Annotated in this window: 16 protein-coding genes; 3 read left to right on the top strand and 13 right to left on the bottom strand. The window is 66.6% G+C overall.

The features are described 5' to 3' along the window. Positions 1-76: 76 nt before the first annotated feature. The 6 genes from LPB04_RS17540 to LPB04_RS17565 form a co-directional block, all read right to left on the bottom strand. The gene (locus LPB04_RS17540; RefSeq protein ID WP_193685788.1) at positions 77-2,113 is read right to left on the bottom strand and encodes a 4-oxalomesaconate tautomerase; all 2,037 of its coding nucleotides are present in this window, start codon (positions 2,111-2,113) and stop codon (positions 77-79) included. A gap of 13 nt (positions 2,114-2,126) precedes the next feature. Further along, positions 2,127-3,122, bottom strand: coding sequence for a porin (locus tag LPB04_RS17545; RefSeq protein WP_193685789.1), 996 nt, complete (start codon positions 3,120-3,122; stop codon positions 2,127-2,129). Positions 3,123-3,236: 114 nt separating this feature from the next. After that, positions 3,237-4,607 (bottom strand): 3-carboxy-cis,cis-muconate cycloisomerase, encoded by a 1,371-nt coding sequence (gene pcaB / locus LPB04_RS17550; RefSeq protein WP_193685790.1) that lies wholly within the window; start codon positions 4,605-4,607, stop codon positions 3,237-3,239. Between the two features lie 41 nt (positions 4,608-4,648). Beyond that, positions 4,649-5,488: an HpcH/HpaI aldolase/citrate lyase family protein gene (locus LPB04_RS17555; RefSeq protein WP_193685791.1), complete on the bottom strand. Its 840-nt coding sequence runs from the start codon at positions 5,486-5,488 to the stop codon at positions 4,649-4,651. Then, positions 5,485-6,666, bottom strand: coding sequence for a CaiB/BaiF CoA transferase family protein (locus tag LPB04_RS17560; RefSeq protein ID WP_193685792.1), 1,182 nt, complete (start codon positions 6,664-6,666; stop codon positions 5,485-5,487). Before LPB04_RS17560 ends, LPB04_RS17555 begins: the two co-directional genes overlap by 4 nt. Beyond that, positions 6,663-7,532: an FAS1-like dehydratase domain-containing protein gene (locus tag LPB04_RS17565; protein ID WP_193685793.1), complete on the bottom strand. Its 870-nt coding sequence runs from the start codon at positions 7,530-7,532 to the stop codon at positions 6,663-6,665. Before LPB04_RS17565 ends, LPB04_RS17560 begins: the two co-directional genes overlap by 4 nt. A 100-nt stretch (positions 7,533-7,632) precedes the next feature. Here LPB04_RS17565 and LPB04_RS17570 point away from each other — a divergent pair, with 100 nt between their 5' ends. Further along, positions 7,633-8,571: a LysR family transcriptional regulator gene (locus tag LPB04_RS17570; protein ID WP_193685794.1), complete on the top strand. Its 939-nt coding sequence runs from the start codon at positions 7,633-7,635 to the stop codon at positions 8,569-8,571. Here the strand turns inward: LPB04_RS17570 and dctA are convergent. The 3 genes from dctA to LPB04_RS17585 form a co-directional block, all read right to left on the bottom strand. Next, positions 8,560-9,882 (bottom strand): C4-dicarboxylate transporter DctA, encoded by a 1,323-nt coding sequence (dctA, locus tag LPB04_RS17575; protein WP_193685795.1) that lies wholly within the window; start codon positions 9,880-9,882, stop codon positions 8,560-8,562. The two genes, LPB04_RS17570 and dctA, sit on opposite strands and share 12 nt — an antisense overlap. Positions 9,883-10,062: 180 nt before the next feature. After that, the gene (acnB, locus tag LPB04_RS17580; protein WP_193685796.1) at positions 10,063-12,648 is read right to left on the bottom strand and encodes a bifunctional aconitate hydratase 2/2-methylisocitrate dehydratase; all 2,586 of its coding nucleotides are present in this window, start codon (positions 12,646-12,648) and stop codon (positions 10,063-10,065) included. A gap of 149 nt (positions 12,649-12,797) precedes the next feature. Beyond that, positions 12,798-13,301 (bottom strand): MarR family winged helix-turn-helix transcriptional regulator, encoded by a 504-nt coding sequence (locus tag LPB04_RS17585; RefSeq protein ID WP_193685797.1) that lies wholly within the window; start codon positions 13,299-13,301, stop codon positions 12,798-12,800. Positions 13,302-13,431: 130 nt separating this feature from the next. On the opposite strand from LPB04_RS17585, the gene LPB04_RS17590 reads away from it, so the two are divergent. After that, on the top strand, positions 13,432-15,864 hold the full coding sequence (locus LPB04_RS17590; RefSeq protein WP_193685798.1) for a penicillin-binding protein 1A: 2,433 nt from the start codon (positions 13,432-13,434) through the stop codon (positions 15,862-15,864). A gap of 168 nt (positions 15,865-16,032) precedes the next feature. Here the strand turns inward: LPB04_RS17590 and LPB04_RS17595 are convergent, their stop codons facing one another. The 4 genes from LPB04_RS17595 to LPB04_RS17610 all read right to left on the bottom strand — a co-directional run bounded on the left by LPB04_RS17595 (position 16,033) and on the right by LPB04_RS17610 (position 18,684). Further along, on the bottom strand, positions 16,033-16,179 hold the full coding sequence (locus LPB04_RS17595) for a hypothetical protein (protein WP_193685799.1): 147 nt from the start codon (positions 16,177-16,179) through the stop codon (positions 16,033-16,035). A 154-nt stretch (positions 16,180-16,333) separates the two neighbouring features. Then, positions 16,334-17,173: a glucose 1-dehydrogenase gene (locus LPB04_RS17600; protein WP_193685800.1), complete on the bottom strand. Its 840-nt coding sequence runs from the start codon at positions 17,171-17,173 to the stop codon at positions 16,334-16,336. Positions 17,174-17,203: 30 nt separating this feature from the next. Beyond that, positions 17,204-18,340: a mechanosensitive ion channel family protein gene (locus LPB04_RS17605; RefSeq protein WP_193685801.1), complete on the bottom strand. Its 1,137-nt coding sequence runs from the start codon at positions 18,338-18,340 to the stop codon at positions 17,204-17,206. A gap of 164 nt (positions 18,341-18,504) precedes the next feature. Further along, the gene (locus LPB04_RS17610) at positions 18,505-18,684 is read right to left on the bottom strand and encodes a DUF3606 domain-containing protein (RefSeq protein WP_193685802.1); all 180 of its coding nucleotides are present in this window, start codon (positions 18,682-18,684) and stop codon (positions 18,505-18,507) included. 365 nt (positions 18,685-19,049) lie between these two features. Here LPB04_RS17610 and LPB04_RS17615 point away from each other — a divergent pair, with 365 nt between their 5' ends. Next, positions 19,050-19,367, top strand: a complete 318-nt coding sequence (locus LPB04_RS17615; protein ID WP_193685803.1) for a thioredoxin family protein — start codon at positions 19,050-19,052, stop codon at positions 19,365-19,367. Positions 19,368-19,370 lie beyond the last annotated feature (3 nt).

A 19,370-nucleotide genomic window follows, 5' to 3' on the forward strand; every position in this document is an offset into this window, starting at 1 on the left:
CCCGGATCGGGATTGATATGTAAATTGCAAAATATTGTTCTATTAATGCTTCAAGCGCATTAGTTAGTGCCGGATCTCAGTTGGGGGACCACAGCTCGCCCGTCGCCCTGGCTGCACGCACGACGGCCTTCCATTTTTCCAGCTCGGCCTTCACCAGATCGCGCAGTTCTGCCGGCGTGCTGGCGTGTACTTCTGCGCCATCGCGCTCGATGCGCTCGACGAGCTCGGGGTCGGCGAGGACTTTCCCGAGGCTGGCATTGAGCCGCTCGACAACCGGCCCGGGCGTGCCCGCCGGTGCGAACAGCGCATACCACTGGGTCACGTCCACGCCGTCGACGCCGGCTTCGGCCAGGGTCGGCACGTCCGGCAGGATCGGCGTGCGCTTCGGCCCGGCGACGGCCAGCGCGTGCAGCTTGCCGCTCTTGATCAGGCGCGCAGCGGTGAACAGGCTGGGGAACATGAGCTGCGCCTGTCCAGCCATCGTCGCATCGACTGCATGGGCCGCGCCGTTGCAGGCCCGGTGCTGCAACTCGGTACCTGAATTCGAGGCGAACATGGCGCCGGCGAAGTGCGGCGCCGTGCCGATGCCGGCGGATGCGTAGCGGTACTTGCCTGGTTCCTTCCTCAGGCGTGCGACCAGGTCGCCGACAGTGCCGACCGCGAGCTCCGGGGACGCCACCAGCACGGTCGGCGAATAGCCCACCAGCCCGACCGGCTCGAAGTCTGCGACCGGGTCGTAGCGCAAGGTCTGCAGGGCCGGGTTCATGGCGTGGGTGGCGATATAGCCGAACATCAGGGTGTGGCCGTCCGGGGCGCTGGCGGCGACGTATTCGGCGGCGATCGTGCCGTCGGCGCCGGCCCGGTTGTCGATCACCACCGCTTGCCCCAGCACCTGTCCGAGTTTGTGGGCGATAGCGCGCGCCATCGTGTCGTTGCCGCCGCCGGCCACCGTGGGCACCACGATCCTGATCGGTTGCGCAGCCGCGTCCGCGGCGGGGCGCGCCGTGCGTTCCTGCGTCGCTTCCGGCGCGGCGGGCCGCGACAGCACGTAGTCCGGAATGTGCAGTTCGCCGCTCAGGATCTTGCGGGCGGTGCGCAGCAGCGAAGCACGCTTGACCTGCGCCGCTGCCCCGACCCCTTCGACGGCAACTTCGATGTCGATGCGCCCGGAAGGATGGAGCACCGAGACCTTGCCGAGGCATGCGCCCGGCTCGGCGCGGCTGGCCACCGTCCCCGGCAGGGCAAAGGCGCTCGCCACGCCGATGGCGCCGGTAACGGCATGCGACGCATGGCAGCGGCGCGGGGTGAAATAGCGCGAGGTGATGCTGTCGGCGCCGTCGCCCTGGCTGACGAGGACCGGTTTCGGTATCACGCTGTTCGAGACGTCTCCCAGGCCCATCATCCCGCCCGCCACCCGCCGCAGCGCTTCGAGGCGGTCGAGCAAGGCCCCGTTCGAATCGAGTTCGACCGGGCTCTCGCCGCCGTGCAGGCCGAGATCGGCGGCGCGCACGATCATCAGGGGCATGGCCGCATCGATGCAGGTGACCTCGATGCCGTCGATGGTGTCGATCCGTCGGCCGGTCGGGAACACCTTGCCCGTGACGGCGCCCCAGGCGTCGAGGAAGTTCAGGAGGATCGGCGCGGCGGTCCCGGCGACGCCGTCGATACGCGCGTCGCCGTCGTAGGTGATGCGCCGTCCCGGGGTCTGGACCGTCACCTCGATGCGCGACCCGGTGTTCACGTTGAACACCCGCGCAGTCGTACTGCCTTCGGTCGCCTCGATCAGGCCTTGCTCGAGCGCGAAGGGCACCACGCCCGACAGCATGTTGCCGCAATTCGGGCGCGTATCGACCGAGCGTTGTCCGACCCCGACCTGGGCGAACAGGTAGTCGAGGTCGCAGTCCGGCCGGGTCGAGCGCGACACGATCGCCACCTTGCTGTTGAGGGTGCTGCCGCCGCCCACGCCGTCCAGTTGCAGCGGGTCCGATGCGCCGATGGCGCCGATCAGGACCTGGTCGCGTGTTTCGTCATCTTCGGGCAGCCACTCGCGGAGAAAAAAGGGACCGCGCGAGGTGCCCGCGCGCATCAGTACACAGGGTAGGACTTTGCTCATGGTGTCGAATGCTTCAGAAGTTGTGGCGCAGGCCGAGATTGAATGCCTTGTCGCCGGTGCCGGTGTCGGTGGCGTTGCCGACCCTGAAGGCGGCGCCGTTACGGTTGTCGATCACGGCGTAGGCGATATAGATGTCGGTCCGCTTGGACAGGAAGTAGTCGTAGGCGACACCCCATTGGCGCGCATCGTTGTTCGCCGCCGTGTCGTCGTTGTGGCGGACGTGGGAGAACAGCAGCTTGTTGGCGCCGAAGGGAATCGACACGCCCGCCAGCATGTCCTTGCTGTCGGCGGCTGCGGGCCCCTTGTTGACTGCATAGGACGCGTAGACGGTCACCGGCTTGAACGCATAATTCGCGGACACCAGGGTATTTCGGGTGCGGTCGGTCGCGGTGGGGTTTTCGATGCGGTGATGCGCCAGCTGGATGGTCAGGGGCCCGGCGGCATAGCCGACCGATCCGCCCAGCTGCCGGCTCCTTGCGCTGTCGCCCGCCACTTCGCCGGGCGCCCAGGCCAGGTCGGCACGCAGCCCGGCAAACACGGGACTCACGTACTCGACCATATTGTTGGCGCGCGTATTGGTGGCGAACAAATTGCCGGAGCGCCCGGCCATGCTGACCGCGCCGAACGGATCGCCGATGTCGCGCAGGGTCTTGTAATAGGGCGTGTACTGGCGTCCCAGCGTGACGGCGCCGAACTTGCCGTTCAGGCCCACGAAGGCCTGGCGCCCGAACAGCACGCCGCCCTGGCCCGACGCGCCGGTGTCGGCATTGAAGGCGGCCTCGAGCCCGAATACCGCCGACAAGCCGCCACCCAGGTCTTCCTTGCCCTTGAAGCCCAGGCGCGATCCGGACGCGATGCCGCTGCTGATGTTGGTCACGGCGCCGTCCGGACCGCCGCTCTCGCGCACCAGGCCGGCGTCGACGATGCCGTAGATGCTGACGCTGCTCTGCGCCATGGCGCTGGTCGAACATGCGGCCAGCAGCGCGAGGCCGATCGTGGATTTGTTCATGACTGTCTCCTTTTTTCGTTTGTTTTCAAGACCGGAACGTCCCTGGCTGCCCGCTGCGAACGTCGCGAGAACGGTCCAGGCAAGCTATGGGACACCGCGCCCGGACTGAAGTTTCTACTCCTGGACGGGGTGTCCGCGCCCGGCCCGGCTGCGCAGGACGCGGTCTACCATCTCGCCCGACAGGCCCAGGTAATTCCCGGGATCGCAGAGCGCGGCCAGTGCCGCCCGGTCCAGGTGCTGGGAGATTTCCTTGTTCTCGACCAGCAGCTCGAGCAGCGGCCGATTGTCCCTGATCGCGACGCGGCAGATGTCGTACACGAGGTCGTGCGCATACTCGCGCCCGAGATAGGGGCCGAGTCCCATCATCACGGCTTCCGACACGACCAGGCCATTGGTCAAATCGAGATTGGCTCGCATCCGGCCCTCGTCCACTTCCAGGCCTTCGAGGACGAAGCGCGACTGGGCCAGTGCCCCTGCGGCCAGGCAGAACATCTCGGGCAGGACGATCCATTCGATCTCCCATGGCCCGGTCGAACGCTCGTGGTCGGCCACGTTCGCGTCGAGCAGGGCCGCCACGTGCTGGCGCACGACGCTGATGCAGGCGTGGATATAGCACGAGGAAATGGGGTTGCGCTTCTGGGGCATCGTGCTGCTCGAGCCGCGGCCATGCGCGAAGGGCTCGTACACTTCGCCGACTTCGGTCTGCATCATCAGCTTGACGTCGGTCGAGAACTTGCCGAGGGTGCCGGTGACCAGGCCGAGGAAGCAGCCGACTTCGGCGATGTTGTCGCGGATCGTGTGCCAGGCGATGTCGGGCTGGCCCAGTCCCAGCTCCTGCATCAGGCCGGCCTGGGTTTCGAGGCCGCCTTCGGAGAGCGAGGCGAGGGTGCCCGAGGCGCCCGCGAATTCGCCGACCAGCACGCGCGGGCGCAGCTGCGCCAGCCGTTCGCGATGGCGTTCGATGGCGCTCAGGAGACCCGCGACCTTGTAGCCGAAGGTGATCGGTACCGCCTGCTGCAGGTTGCTGCGCCCGATCATCGGGGTGTCGCGGTGGCGCGCCGCCAGGCCGGCCATCGCGGCCGAGATCGCGGCCAGTTCGGCATCGACCAGTTCGAGCGCTTCGCGTATCTGCAGCACGGTGGCGGTGTCGGTGATGTCCTGGGTGGTGGCGCCCCAGTGGCAGTACTCGCCCAGCTTGTCGCGGCACAGGGCGTTGATCTGCGAGACCACGCCGAGGATCGGGTAGCCGATGCGCTGGGTCTGCTCGGCGAGCTTCGCCATGTCGATCTTCTCGAGCACGCAGTTACGGACGATTTCGTCCACGGCTTCCTGGGGAATGATGCCCAGGCGCCCCTGGACGCGGGCCAGCGCCGCTTCGATTTCCAGGTATTTGCGGGTGCGGTTTTCGTCCGACCAGACCTGGCGCATCGCCGCGGTGCTGAAGATGTTTCCGAAGATCGTTGAGTCGACAATTGTTGCGGCCATGATGAGTCTCCTGAATTGTAGGTAAATTCGCGTGGGTAAGTTCAGCCTGCGGTGGATGCGGGCGGGTAGTCGAGGATGGCGCTGGCGCGCAGCAGGACAGGGCGGTCGACCATTTTTCCGTCGACCTGCACCGCCCCCGTGCCGGCCTGTGCCGCGGCGAGCACGCGCGCGGCCCAGTCGCGTTGTTCCGGCGTGGGCGCCAGCATGGCGTGCAGGGCCTCGACCTGGCGCGGGTGGATGCACATCTTGGCGCCGAAACCGCAGGCCCGCGCCAGCCCGACATCGTCCCGCAGCGCGGCCTCGTCGTTGATTGCGGCCGTGACGCCGGCAATCGGCGCCGGCAGCCCGGCGGCGCGCGAGGCCAGCGCGATCCGGCTGGCCGGATAGAGCAGGCCGCGCGGATCGTCAGTCAGCCCGAGGTCGAGGGCATAGTCGAGGGTGCCGAAGGCCAGCCGCTCCACGGCCGGGGCGGCGGCAATGGCGTCGACCTCGAGCAGGCCCCTGGCCGACTCGATCAGGGCGATCACGCGGGTGCCGGGCACCAGGGCGGCGGCGACGCGGTCGATCTGGCTCGCCGATTCGGCCTTGGGCAGCATGACCGTGCAGGGACCGAGCGTTCGCAGCGCGGCCAGGTCGGCGTCGAACCAGGCGCTGGCGTCGTCGTTGATGCGTACGACCAGCTGCGCGGGGTGAGCGCGGCCTTCGGCGCGCCAGGCGGCGAGCGCTTCGCGTGCCGCTTCCTTCTGGTCCGGCGCCACCGCATCTTCGAGATCGACGATGACGGCGTCCGCGCCGCTGCCGAAAGCCCTGGCGAAGCGCTCGGGGCGGTTGCCCGGGACGAACAGGTAGCTGCGCGGCGTGCGCGCGGTGGCGGCGCTCATATCGCCTCCTCGCGGCGCAGCGCGGCGATACGGTCGGCCGCGTAGCCGAGTTCGGCGAGGATCGCGTCGGTGTGCTGGCCCAGCGCCGGCACGGCATCCATGCGCGGTGGCTGCTCCTCCCAGGAGCCCGGCGGCAGCAGCGCGGGGATCGCCCCGACCGGGGAGTCGACCTCGGTCCAGCGGCCGCGCCCCTGCAATTGCGGATGCGCCCACACCTCGGCCATCGTGTTGACGTTGGCGTTGGCGATTTGCGCCTCGTCGAGACGGGCCACGACCTCGGCCGCGGTCAGGGAAGAAAAAACGGCGACGATCAGTGCGCGCAGTTCATCGCGGGCCGCGCTGCGTTTCGGATTGCTCGTGAAACGGGGATCGGCCGCGAGTTCCGGCATCCGCAGGACCTTGCTGCAGAACAGGGCCCACTCGCGTTCGTTCTGCAGGCCGAGCATGACGGTCTTGCCGTCGCCCGCCGGGAAGGGCCCATACGGATAGATGGTCGCGTGGCTGGCGCCCGTGCGCGGCGGCGGCGGGGCGCCGTCGAAAGCGTAATACAGCGGATAGCTGGTCCACTCGACCAGCGACTCGAGCATCGAGATGTCGATGTGCTGGCCGCGTCTGGTCCTGGCGCGCTGGAGGAGGGCGGCCAGGATGTTCGTGTACGCGTACATGCCCGCCGAAATGTCGGCGATCGACGGCCCCGCCTTGGCCGGTTCGTCGGCGCTGCCGGTGACCGAGACGAAGCCGGCCTCGCTCTGGATCAGCAGGTCGTAGGCCTTCTTGTCGCGGTAGGGGCCGTCGCTGCCGTAGCCGGAAATGTCGCACACGATCAGTTCCGGCTTTTCCCGGGACAGGACCTCGTACGACAGGCCGAGCCGCGCGGCGGCGCCGGGCGCCAGGTTCTGCACGACGACGTCGGCCTGTTCCATGATCAGCCGGCGCAGGATGGATTGGGCCTCCGGGTGCTTGACGTCCAGCGTCAGGCTCTCCTTGGAACGGTTGGTCCAGACGAAGTGCGAGGCCATGCCGCGTACCCGCTCGTCATAGCCGCGCGCGAAGTCGCCGACGCCGGGGCGCTCGATCTTGATGACGCGGGCGCCGAGGTCGGCCAGCTGGCGCGTGGCGAAGGGCGCGGCGATCGCATGCTCGAGCGTGACGACGGTCATTCCTTCGAGCGGCCTCATGCTGCACCTCCGTCCACGGCCTGCAGGGTGGCGCGGGCATCCATCGTCAGCCAGCCCTCGTGATCCTTCGCCCACAGGTGGATGCTGCCGTCGGCTTCCCGCTGTCCGCAGACGTAGAAGTGGTGGATGTCGAACACGGGGCGCAGGGCGCGGAATTCGAAGCGCGCCACCTGCGCCTCCGGCAGGTGCTCGCGCAGCAGGTCGAGCAGCAGGGTGGCGACCAGGGGACCGTGCACCACCAGGCCCGGATAGCCTTCGACCTCGGTCACATAGCGGCGGTCGTAGTGGATCCGGTGGCCGTTGAAGGTGAGGGCGGAATAGCGGAACAGCAGCACGTCGTCGGGGACGACCTTGCGTTCCCAGTCGGCGTCGGCCGGGGCCTGCGTGGGCGTCGGTGCCGATTCCGGCGCGCCCGGCTGGATCGCCTCGCGGTAGACGATGTCGTGGAATTCGGTGAGCGCCACGGCCTGCTCGCCGCTGCGGCGCAGTTCGTGCTTCACCTTGACGAACACCAGCTTGCCGCTGCGGCCTTCCTTTTCGCTGACATTAGCGATCGTGGAAGTGCGGGTGACCTCGTCGCCGATCCGCAGCGGTGAATGAAAGCTGAATTGGCTGCCCGCCCACATCCGGCGCGGCAGCGCCACCGGCGGCAGGAAGCGGCCGCGCTTCGCGTGGCCGTCGGCGCCGACTTCGGACTGGCGGTACAGGGGCAGGAAGTACAGCCAGTGCCACAGCGGCGGCAAGGCGGTGCCCGGCTGCGGCCGCTCAGCCGGGTGGTCCAGCGTTGCCGCCAGCGCGGCATACGGCGTCGCGGTGAAGGTGTCGGTGACCGTTTCGGTCCTTCCGATCCATTCTGTCAGATTCATGCCTGTCTCCTCTGCGGTGTAGTCGTCCGCTTGCAATGGATACAGTTTCGCGCTAGCGTATTGATTTGTATATTGCAAATTTTATTGGGATTGATGCGTCATGAACATGAATTTCGACCTGGCCGACTTGCGCGCCTTTGTCGCCGTCGCGGAACTCAACAGCTTCCGGGCCGCGGCCGATTCGATCCACCTGTCGCAACCGGCCTTGAGCCGCCGCGTCGAAAAGCTCGAGCTGGCGCTGGGCGTGCGGCTGTTCGAACGGACCACGCGCAGCGTCAGCCTGACGGCCGTCGGTCGGGACTTCTCGCGCAAGGCGCGCAGCCTGCTCGACGACCTGGAGCGCTCCCTGCTGAGCATGCAGGCAGTCGCCGCCTCGCAGCAGGGTGAAGTGGTGATCGCCTGCGTGCCCTCGGCCGTGTATTACTTCCTGCCCAAGGTGCTGCGCACCTTCCACGAGCAATACCCGCGCATCCGGGTGCGCATCATCGACGACGGCGCGAACGCCGTGCTCGAGAGCGTGGCAAAGGGAGATGCCGACTTCGGGATCAATATCATCGGCACGCAGGAGCCGGAGATCGCCTTCCAGGCCATCCTGAAGGAACCGTTCGTCGTGGCCTGCCACCGCGACCATCCGCTCGCCGGCCGGCGCCAGGTGAGCTGGGCCGAGCTGGCAAACTATGATTTCATGACCGTGGACAAAAGCAGCGGCAACCGGCTGCTGGTGGACCTGGCGCTGGCCAACTCCGACGTGCGCCCCAGCTGGTGCTTCGAGGCCAGGCATGTGTCGACCCTGCTGGGGCTGGTGGAGGCGGGGCTGGGCATCGCGGTCGTGCCGCGCCTGTCGATGCCGCAGGGCGAACACGCGACCCTGGCGCAGGTGGCATTGGTCGAGCCGACGATCGACCGGAATGTGGGACTGATCCGCCGCAACGGGCGGGAGCTGTCTCCATCGGCACGCAAACTGTACGAGCTGATCGAGTCGACCTGGCCGCTCGGCGGCGGCCAGGCCGCGCGGGCCGATACTGCTTCAGGCGGGTGAGGGCAAGCCCTCGGAGAGACCGGCAGCCTCGTCGAGCGAAGGGGCGGCAACGAATCCGCCGTCCAGTTCACGCTTCAGGGTGTCGCGGTCGCATGCGCCTTCCCAGATCGATACCACGACGCTGGCGACCGCATTGCTGATCAGGCTGGTCAAGGCGCGGGCCTCGGACATGAAGCGGTCGATGCCGACGATCAGGGCCACGCCCGCCACCGGGATTTCCGGCATGACGGTCAGGGTCGCCACCAGGGCTACGAAGCCGCTGCCGGTCACGCCCGCCGCGCCTTTCGAACTGAGCAGCATGACGCCCAGCATGGTCAGGATCTGGCCCAGCGACAGGTGGACATTGCAGGCTTGTGCGATGAACACGCTGGCCAGGGTCAGGTAGATGGCCGTGCCGTCCAGGTTGAAGGAATAGCCCATCGGGAGCACCAGGCCGGAGACGCTCTTCCTGCAGCCCAGCTTTTCCAGCTTGAGGAGCATGCGCGGCAGGACCGGTTCGGTCGACGAGGTCCCGAGCACGACGATCAGTTCGTCCTTGAAATAGCGCAGCACCTTGAGCAGGCTGAAGCGGTGCAGGCGGGCCAGGGTGCCGAGCACGACGAACACGAAGAACAGGCAGGCGAGGTAGAAGCTACCCATCAAGGTGCCGAGGGAGCTGATCGACTTGATGCCGTACTTACCGACCGTAAATGCCATGGCGCCGAAGGCTGCCAGCGGCGCCAGCTTCATCAGGAAGCCGAAGACCGCAAACAGCACATGCGAAAAGGCATCGATCGCCTCGTGCACGGGCCTGGCCGCCGCGCCGACGCGGGACAGTCCAAAGCCGGTCAGAACCGCCAACAGCAGCACCGGCAGCACCTCGCCCTCGGCAAAGGCGCCGAAAAAGGTGTTGGGGATGATGTGCATCACGAAGGGGACGAAACCGGTCGGCGCGCCGGTCCTGGCATACTTGGCGGCCACGCCCTGGTCGAGCAGGGCTGGGTCGATATTCATGCCCACGCCCGGATGGATCAGGTAGACCGCCGCCAGGCCGGTCATGAGCGCAATGAAGGTCAGCACGTAGAACAGGCCCATTGCCTTGCCCATGGTCCTGGCCACGCCCTTCATGTCGCTCATGTTGGCAATGCCCAGTGCAATGGTGCAAAACACGATCGGCGCGATCATCATCTTGATCAGCTTGACGAAGCCGTCGCCCAGCGGCTTGAGCGAGGCCCCGAATTCCGGCCAGATATAGCCTACTGTAATGCCGAGCGCGACCGCCATCAGCACCTGAATGTAGAGCGCGCGATAGAACCGCGGTGCCTTAGTCATCTCAATCTCCTTTAGTGAACTTGCCTGGGTTCGAATGCCCATTGCGGTGGAGATGTCAGTGTCGCCAGCTTTCAGTTATTTGTGAAATGCAAATTTCGACCCCAATTGATGCGGAAGACGGATCAATGGACGAAAAAAGGGCTTCCCGTGGGAAGCCCTTCTCATTCAGCCGAACAGCGCTCAGATCTGCACGGAATCGGCCACCTCGCGGAACTGCGGAATCTGGTCGAAGTTCATGTAGCGGTAGATGTCACCCGCATTCTTGTCGAGCACGCCGATGTTGGCCATGTACTCTTCTTTGGTTGGAATACGGCCCAGGATCGAGCACACCGACGCCAGCTCGGCCGAGCCGAGATAGACCTGGGTTTCCAGGCCCAGCCGGTTCGGGAAGTTGCGGGTCGAGGTCGACATGACCGTGGCGCCTTTCCTGATCTGCGCCTGGTTGCCCATGCACAGCGAGCAGCCCGGCATTTCCATGCGCGCGCCGGTGCGGCCCAGGGTACCGTAGTGGCCTTCGGCGGTCAGCACCTGCTGGTCCATCTTGGTCGGCGGCGCCATCCACAGGCGTACCGGGATGTCGGACTTGCCTTCCAACAGTTTGGACGCTGCGCGGAAGTGGCCGATGTTGGTCATGCAGGAGCCGACGAACACTTCGTCGATCTTCGCGCCGGCGACCGCGGAGAGCGTCTTGACGTCGTCCGGGTCGTTCGGGCAGGCCAGGACCGGCTCGTGGATGTCGGCCAGGTCGATCTCGATCACGGCGGCGTAATCGGCATCGGCGTCCGGCGCCAGCAGCTCGGGTTTGGCGAGCCAGGCTTCCATGGCCTCGATGCGGCGCTCCAGCGTGCGGCGGTCGAGGTAGCCGCTGGCGATCATCCACTTCATCAGGGTGATGTTCGAGGTCATGTACTCGATGATCGGTTCCTTGTCCAGGTGGACCGTGCAGCCGGCGGCGGAGCGCTCGGCCGAGGCGTCGGACAGTTCGAAGGCCTGTTCGACCTTCAGCTTGGGCAAGCCCTCGATCTCCAGGATGCGGCCGGAGAAGATGTTCTTCTTGTTCATCTTGTCGACGGTCAGCAAGCCTTGCTGGATCGCGTACAGCGGGATCGCGTTGACCAGGTCGCGCAGGGTCACGCCCGGCTGCAGCTCGCCCTTGAACCTGACCAGCACCGATTCCGGCATGTCGAGCGGCATCACGCCCGTCGCGGCGGCAAATGCCACCAGGCCGGAACCCGCCGGGAAGGAGATACCGATCGGGAAACGCGTGTGCGAGTCGCCGCCGGTGCCGACGGTATCCGGCAGCAGCAGGCGGTTCAGCCAGGAGTGGATGACGCCGTCGCCCGGACGCAGCGCGACGCCGCCGCGGTTCTCGATGAAGGGCGGCAGCTCGTGGTGGACCTTGACGTCCACCAGTTTCGGGTAGGCCGCGGTATGGCAGAACGACTGCATCACGAGGTCGGCCGAGAAGCCCAGGCAGGCCAGGTCCTTCAGTTCGTCGCGGGTCATCGGCCCGGTCGTGTCCTGGGAACCGACCGTGGTCATGCGCGGTTCGCAATAGGTACCGGGGCGGATGCCCTGGCCTTCAGGCAGGCCGCAGGCGCGGCCGACCATCTTCTGCGCCAGCGAGAAGCCGCGGCCGGAATCGGCCGGGTCGCGCGGCAGGCGGAACAGGGGCGACGGGCCCAGGCCCAGCGCTTCGCGCGCCTTGGCGGTCAGGCCGCGTCCGATAATCAGCGGAATCCGGCCGCCGGCGCGCACTTCGTCGAACAGCACGTCCGATTTCACCGTGAACTCGGCGATCACCACGCCATCCTTGAGGGCCTTGCCTTCGTACGGGCGCAGTTCGATCACGTCGCCCATGTCCATTTTCGACACGTCGAGCTCGATCGGCAGGGCGCCGGCGTCTTCCATCGTGTTGTAGAAGATCGGGGCAATCTTGCTGCCCAGGCAGACGCCGCCGAAGCGCTTGTTCGGCACGAAGGGAATGTCCTTGCCGGTGTACCACAGCACCGAGTTGGTGGCGGACTTGCGCGAGGAGCCGGTGCCGACCACGTCGCCCACATAGGCGACCAGGTTGCCCTTGGCCGTCAAGGCTTCGATCTGCGCGATCGGGCCGATCCTGCCCGGTTCGTCCGGATGGATGCCGGGACGCGCATTCTTCAGCATGGCCAGCGCATGCAGCGGGATGTCGGGACGCGTGGTCGCATCGGGCGCGGGCGAGAGGTCATCGGTATTGGTTTCGCCCGACACCTTGAATACGGTGAGGACCAGGCTGTGCGGCACTTCCGGGCGCGAGGTGAACCACTCGGCATCGGCCCAGGATTGCAGCACGCCCTGGGCGTTGGCGCTGCCCTTGTCGGCCAGTTCCTTGACGTCGTGGAAGTAATCGAACATCAGCAGCGTCTTCTTCAGGCCTTCGGCCGCCACCGCGCCGACGACCGGGTCCTCGAGCAGGTCGATCATCGGCTTGATGTTGAAGCCGCCCAGCATCGTGCCCAGCAGGCGGGTCGCCAGTTCGCGCGAGATCAGCGGACTGGTTTGCGTGCCCCTGGCGACCGTGTTCAGGAAGGCGCTCTTGACCTTGGCCGCGTCGTCCACGCCTGCGGGAACGCGGTGGGTGATCAGGTCGAGCAGGAACTGTTCGTCGCCCGCCGGAGGGTTCTTCAGGAGTTCGACCAGTTCGGTGGTCTGCGCCGCGGAAAGGGGAAGGGGAGGAATGCCGAGGGACGCGCGTTCGGCGACGTGGGTGCGGTATGCGGATAGCATGTGAAGCTCTTTTAGTCAGGTCAACAAGTCAAGGAGGCGATCGCCCCTTGTTCCGCCCCGGATTATACCTCAAAGAGTCTTCTATAAGACATAAGACACAAAACTAAAGGACAGGCCGCCGCAGTAGCGGCGGCGCGGGTTGCAGCGCCCTACAGCTGCGCCAGCGGCACCTGGGCGCCGGCTTCGTCGGCGGCGAGCAGGGCGATCAGGCTGGCCAGGTCCGCTTCCAGGCGCTCGAGGGTGGCCGCGTCGAGGCTGGACAAGGCGTCCGGCAGCACACCCGCGAAGGGCAGCGGCGCGCTTTTCAGCAGGGCGTCGGCCGCCGGCAGGGCGCGCAGGGCGACCCCGCGCCGGTCGAAACCGTCGCGCGCGGTCGAGACCAGGCCGCGGCTTGTGAGCGTGCGCACCAGGTTGCTGGCGGTGGACTGGTGGATGTCGAGCGAGCGCGCCAGTTCCGTCACGCCGATCCCGGGTGACTGTGCGATCACGGACAGCGCCCACAGTTGCGCGCCGCCGAGGCCGGCTTCGCGCTCGACCTGGCGGAAATGGGTTTTCACGGAATTGAACACGATCCGGAACTGGCGCAGGACGCGCGTCGCAGGTTCCGGCTGGGCTGCGTCGGGTGTGTCGGGTGAGATAGATTGTAAAGACATTGTGACATCATAACGGAAAGCGTCAGGCCTCGCGAGGCCTGCCGCGGAGACTGTGGCATGGACTGTGGCACGTACGCCGCACGACGTCGGCTATACTGCGCGCAAGAGAATCAATTTAGCAAGGAAAACAGTGGATCAGGACGAGAAGACCGAGAGCGGCATCCGCCAGCAGGCCAGGGATTTGTTCGGCAGCGCCGGCGGCAGGGCCAGGGCGGGGGTAAGGCAGGCGCATGGCATTCTCGCCGGACGTCCGCGCCACCAGCAGGTGCTGCTGATCGGTTTGTGGTCCTTCGCGGCGCTGCTCATCGCGCTCATCATTTACCTGCTGATCCTGATTCCGCTCACGCCCGGCATCGCCGACCTGAAACAGGTCAGCAGCGCGCGCCCGACCGTCATCATGTCGTCCGACGGCAAGGAGCTCGGCACCTTCGAACAGGGCCTGCAGGAGCGCGTCAAGCTGTCGCAGGTCTCGCCGCATGTGGTGACGGCCCTGATCGCGACCGAAGACCACCGCTTCTACGAACACCATGGCGTCGACTTCACCCGCATCGGCGGCGCCATGCTGGCCAGCCTGAAGGGCGACGCCCAGGGCGGTTCGACGATCACCCAGCAGCTCGCCCGCAACATGTTCCCGGAAGAGATCGGGCGTGCGCGCAGCATCAACCGCAAGCTGAAAGAGCTGATCACCGCGATCAAGATCGAGAACAACTACAGCAAGACCGAAATCCTCGAAGCCTACCTGAACACGGTGCCCTTCCTGTACAACGCGCGCGGCATCGAGATGGCGGCGCGCACCTATTTCTCCAAGCCGGCATCGAAGCTGGACGTGCTGGAGGCGGCAACCCTGGTCGGCATGCTGAAGGGGACGTATTACTACAATCCCGTCACCAATTCGCAGCGCTCGCTCGCGCGCCGCAATGTGGTGCTCGGCCAGATGTACAAGCACGGCGCCTTCAACGAGGCGCGCTACAAGGCGCTGGTGAAGCGTCCGCTGCGCCTGGACTTCGAGCGCCAGGTCGAGCGCAGCGGCCGCGACAACCATTTCACGGCCTATGTCCGTAAATGGCTGCTCGAATGGGCCAACGAAAACGATTACGACCTCGAACTCGACGGACTGGTGGTGCAGACCACGCTCGACGCCGGCCTGCAGGAAGCGGCGCTGCGCGCGGTCGAGAAGCAGGCCAGCGCGCTGCAGGCGGTGGCCGACGTCGAGTGGGCCAATCCGAATCCGCCCGGTTCGACCTCGATCGGCACCTACACCTCGATGCGCACGAGCGTCGCGCCCTTCGACTACTACTGGCTCACGCACCGCGCGCAACTGGACGCGTTTGTCCGCGAAAGCGGCGACTACAAGCGCGCGGTCGAGGGCGGCGAGGCGCCGGCCGCGGCGCTCAAACGCATCAAGGCGGACCGCGACTTCATGCGCAAGCTGCGCGAAGCGAAGACGCGCCTGGAAGCCGGCTTCGTCGCGATCGACCCGGCCACCGGCGAAGTCAAGGCCTGGGTCGGCAGCCGCGATTTCGCGCGCGACCAGTTCGACCACGTGGCCCAGGCCGCGCGCCAGCCGGGATCGACCTTCAAGCCCTTCGTGTATGGCGCCGCCCTGGAAAAGGGCATCCCGCCCGAGCAGCCTTATGTCGACGCCGTGATGGACATCAAGGCCGCCGACGGCACCATCTGGCGCCCGACCGACATGACCGGCACCACCGGGCGCCAGATGACGATGCGCGACGGCCTGGTGTACTCGAAGAACACGATCACCGCCCAGGTCGGGCGCGACGTCGGCCTGGGGCCGGTGATCAAGCTGGCCCAGAACCTCGGCATCCGCCAGAGCAAACTGTCGCAGGTGCCCTCGCTGGCCCTGGGCACCAGCCCCGTGACCCTGCTCGAGATGGTCAGCGGTTACGCCAGCATCGCGGCCCAGGGCGAGTACCGCAAACCGGTCTTCGTGCGCCGCATCAGCGACCGCGACGGCAACGTGATCGCCGACTTCGCCACCGTGAAGCCGGAGCGCGCGATGTCGCAGGCGTCCTCGGTGACCCTGATCGACATGCTGCGCGGCGTCGTCAACCGCGGCACCGGCACCGCCGTGCGTTCGCGCTTCGGCATCAACGGCGACGTCGCCGGCAAGACCGGCACCACCCAGAACAATGCCGACGGCTGGTTCATCCTGATGCACCCGAACCTGGTGGCCGGCGCCTGGGTCGGCTTCAACGACAACCGCGTGACGATGCGCTCGGCCTATTGGGGGCAGGGCGGCCACAACGCCATCCTGCTGGTGGGCGACTTCTTCAAGACGGCGCTCGACGCCGGCAAGATCGACCGCGAGGCGCTGTTCCCGGGCGGGCGTCCGCAGGCGCCGGCGCGGGTCGAGCGCGAGCAGCCGGAAGAGGAATTCATCGACCCGCGTGAGTTGTCCGAGGGCGTGCCGGCGGATGCGGCGCACCCGCTGCAGCAGGAAGAGCCGGCCGAGGACGAGGCCGAGGAAGCCCAGGACGCGCCGATGGAAGGGGTGCCGCCCCCTCCACCGCCGCCGACGCCGGTACCGTCGCCCTCGTATTAACCCGGAAGGCCCGGAACCGCTCGTCAGGCGGGGCTGAACTGCCGTAGGGTGGGCTCCCCGAGCCCACGCGGTGATACGTGCCGGCTCCGATCCCGCATTCGACGATCTTGAGGGCAGGTATCAACGCGTGGGCATGCCCACCCTACGCTAAGGTCGCGCCGCGCCTTCTCATTTAGTCGTGAAGTTGGTCAGCCACTGCAGGTTCGGATCCTTCGCCCAGCTCGCGGCGCCGGTGTTCCAGTTGCTGTCGACGTTGTTCTGGCTGCCGAAGCAGTCGCCGGAGGGGCGCGTGGACCCAGCCGCTGCTGTTCGCATTCAGGCACCAGTACAAGCCCGCCGCGCAGGTCAGCCCGGCCGGCGAAATTATCGCGTTCGCCGTTGACCGCCCGCGAGCGGGGCCCGGCAGGGCCGGTTGGCCGGCGAGTGCGTCAATACTATCTTCAGATGAGCTCGTTTGCGCGCACGGGGCTTACAGAATTGGCGTGCCGCCCGTGACGGCGATGCGCGCGCCGGAGATATAGCTCGCCTGGTCCGAGGCCAGCAGCACGTACACCGGCGCCACCTCGGCCGGCTGGCCCGGCCGCTTCATCGGCACCTGCTGGCCGAAACTCTCCACCTGGTCGGGTGGCATCGTCGCCGGGATCAGCGGCGTCCAGATCGGCCCCGGCGCGACCGAGTTCACGCGAATCCCCTTGTCCGCCAGCAGCTGGGCCAGGCCGGCCGTGAAGTTGGCGATCGCGCCCTTGGTCGCGGCATAGGCGAGCAGGGTCGGCTTCGGGTTGTCGGAGTTGATCGAGGTGGTGTTGATGATCGCGGAACCCGGCGCCATGTGTTTTACCGCGGCCTTGCAGATGTGGAACATGGCCGTGATGTTGACCTGGAAGGTGTAATCCCATTCCTCGTCCGGAATCTCCTCGATCGAATCGTGACTCATCTGGAAGGCGGCGTTGTTCACCAGTACGTCGATGCGGCCGAATTCCTGCACCGCGCGCTCGACGATGGCGCGGCAGTGCTTCGGGTCGGCCAGTTCGCCCGGCATCAGCACGGCGCGCCGCCCGGCCGCCTCGACCAGGCGCGCCGTTTCCTGCGCATCCTCGTGTTCGTTCAGGTAGGCGATCAGGACGTCCGCCCCTTCGCGTGCAAAGGCGAGGGCGACGGCGCGGCCGATGCCGCTGTCGCCGCCGGTGATCACGGTTGCCTTGCCCACCAGCTTGTCCGAGCCCTTGTAGCTCGTTTCGCCGTGGTCGGCCGGCGGATCGAGTGCGGATTCGTGACCGGGTGGCTGTTGCTGCTGTTTCGGCTGGTTCATCGCATGCTCCTCAGTGAATGCGACGGACGCTCAGCTGCCCTTCGGCAGGCTGCGCAGGGTCGCGGGAAAGCGTGGGCCTCCGGGCAGTTCGGTGGCTGGCGGTTCGACCGCGTCCTGCAGCAGCAGTTGCTGCGCGCGCGGGGCGGTCGAGATGCCGAGGTCGGCGAACATCTGCATCGAGGCCAGGATCACCGCCTGCTGGGTATTCATGAACAGGTCGTAGTCGGCGTCGAGGACCGTGTAGACGATCTCCCACTCGATGTAGTCCTGAGTGTACTTCGCCAGGTGGGCGCGGTCGAAGCGTACCTTCTCGCGCTTGCCGATGAATTCGGCCACCGCGGTCGGCACCTTGGCCGCCAGCGCCGCCGGCGTGTCCGGATGGGCGCGCAGGTTGAAGACGATGCGGCGCGTGACCATGCGCTTGAAGTTCGACACCGTGGCCTTCAGCAGTTCGGCGTTCGAGACGATGATCTGCTCGCCGCTCGAGGCGCGCAGGCGGGTGGTCTTCAGGCCGACCTTCTCGACCGTGCCCGAGGTGTTCGAGGTCGAAATGAAGTCGCCCACCTCGAAGGGCTTGTCGATCGCGATCGCGAGCGAGGCGAACAGGTCGCCCAGCACGTTCTGCACCGCCAGCGCGATGGCGATGCCGCCGATCCCGAGGCTGGCGACAAAGGTCGTGATGTTGATGCCGAGGTTGGCCAGCAGGGCCAGCGCGAAAATCACCCAGACGCTGGTCTGCAGCACCCAGATGATCAGGGTATGGGCCACGGTCACCTGAGCGTCGGTCGTCGCGTGCTCGTGGTTGCGGAAATAGCGGCGCGCGGTGACCTTGATTGCGCTGTGCAGGTAGATCGCCAGCTGCAGGCCCAGGGTCAGGAACCAGAGGTGGCTCACGCGCGCGTTCCAGGGCGGCGGCAGGTCGAGCGCGGACAGGCCGATCAGGAGGCTGGTGGCGATCACGACGAGATTGCTGGTGCGCGCCAGGGTCTTGCGCAGCACTTCGGCGACCGGGCGGTGTGCGTGCTCGTCGCCCAGCTGGTCGAGGCGGCGCCGGAACAGCATCAGCGCGCCGTGGATGGCGACGAAGCTGGCCACGGCCAGGGCCAGTGCGAACAGGGCGTTCGGGAGCGTGATGTCGAGGGATGCAACGAAGGCGCGGATATCCACTTTGGGCTCCTTTTTTTATGGAAGAGGGGGCGCAAGGGCGCGCAAAACGTCCGGCGGCACGAAGGGCGCCGGAGGGTGAAGCGGAATTGGCACTGCAGTGCGCTGCCGCGGCGCGGGGCCGCGACAACGGGCGGACGCTCAGGGCGTCCGCGGAGGCGAACTACTTATTTGCGCTTCAGGTGCTGGCGTACCGCTTCGGCCGACACGCCGACCTCGGATACCGCCTTTTCCAGCTCTTCACGCGTCACGCCCAGGGCCTCGGTCCAGTGGCGCACTTCCCACTCTTCGTGAACGTTGATGCGGCTGCGGTCCTGCTGACCGGATTTTTGCAGATTATCGGACATGATGGCCTCCTATCGATGAATTTGGAACGAATATGCCACGCCCTGCAGCCACCGTCGGTTAAGCATTTCACGTTGAGCAGGCATTGCCCGGTAGCCGGCCTGCGCGTGTGCTCAGGCGCAGCCGAAGTTGTGCAGCGACGAGCCGGAGCATTCCGAGGAACCGGGCGGGCACGCACATTGAGGGACGGTGGAGCTGTTGCCTGTCGCGTTATCGGTGGTTTGAATCGGCGTGGGCACCGATACCTGCACAGGCAACAGCCCCGACGCCCCCACGCACCGATGATTCCGCCAGTGCAATAAATTCCTTGGCTCCGTGCTGCTGTTTCGGTTACGCTTGTCGGATCGGCACTATTGAGGAGCACACCATGTCTTATGAAACCTCCCAGCCCGAGCGCAGCGCGGTGGACGCGCTGCCCGGTCTTGTCGCACTCGACTTCGGCACCAACTGGTGCGGCTATTGCCGCGCCGGCGAACCGCTCATCGCGGGCGCGCTGAAGGACTATCCGGACGCCCGCCACATCCAGGTCGAGGACGGCCCCGGCCGCCCGTTGGGGCGCTCTTTCAAGATCAAGCTGTGGCCGACGGTCGTGGTCCTCAAGGACGGCGTCGAGGTCGCACGCGTGACCCGTCCCGACAGCGCCGACGAGGTGCGTGAAGCGCTGTCGAAGGCGGGGAGCACATGAGTC

This window comes from Massilia litorea (assembly GCF_015101885.1).
GTDB classification, from domain to species: domain Bacteria; phylum Pseudomonadota; class Gammaproteobacteria; order Burkholderiales; family Burkholderiaceae_D; genus Telluria; species Telluria litorea.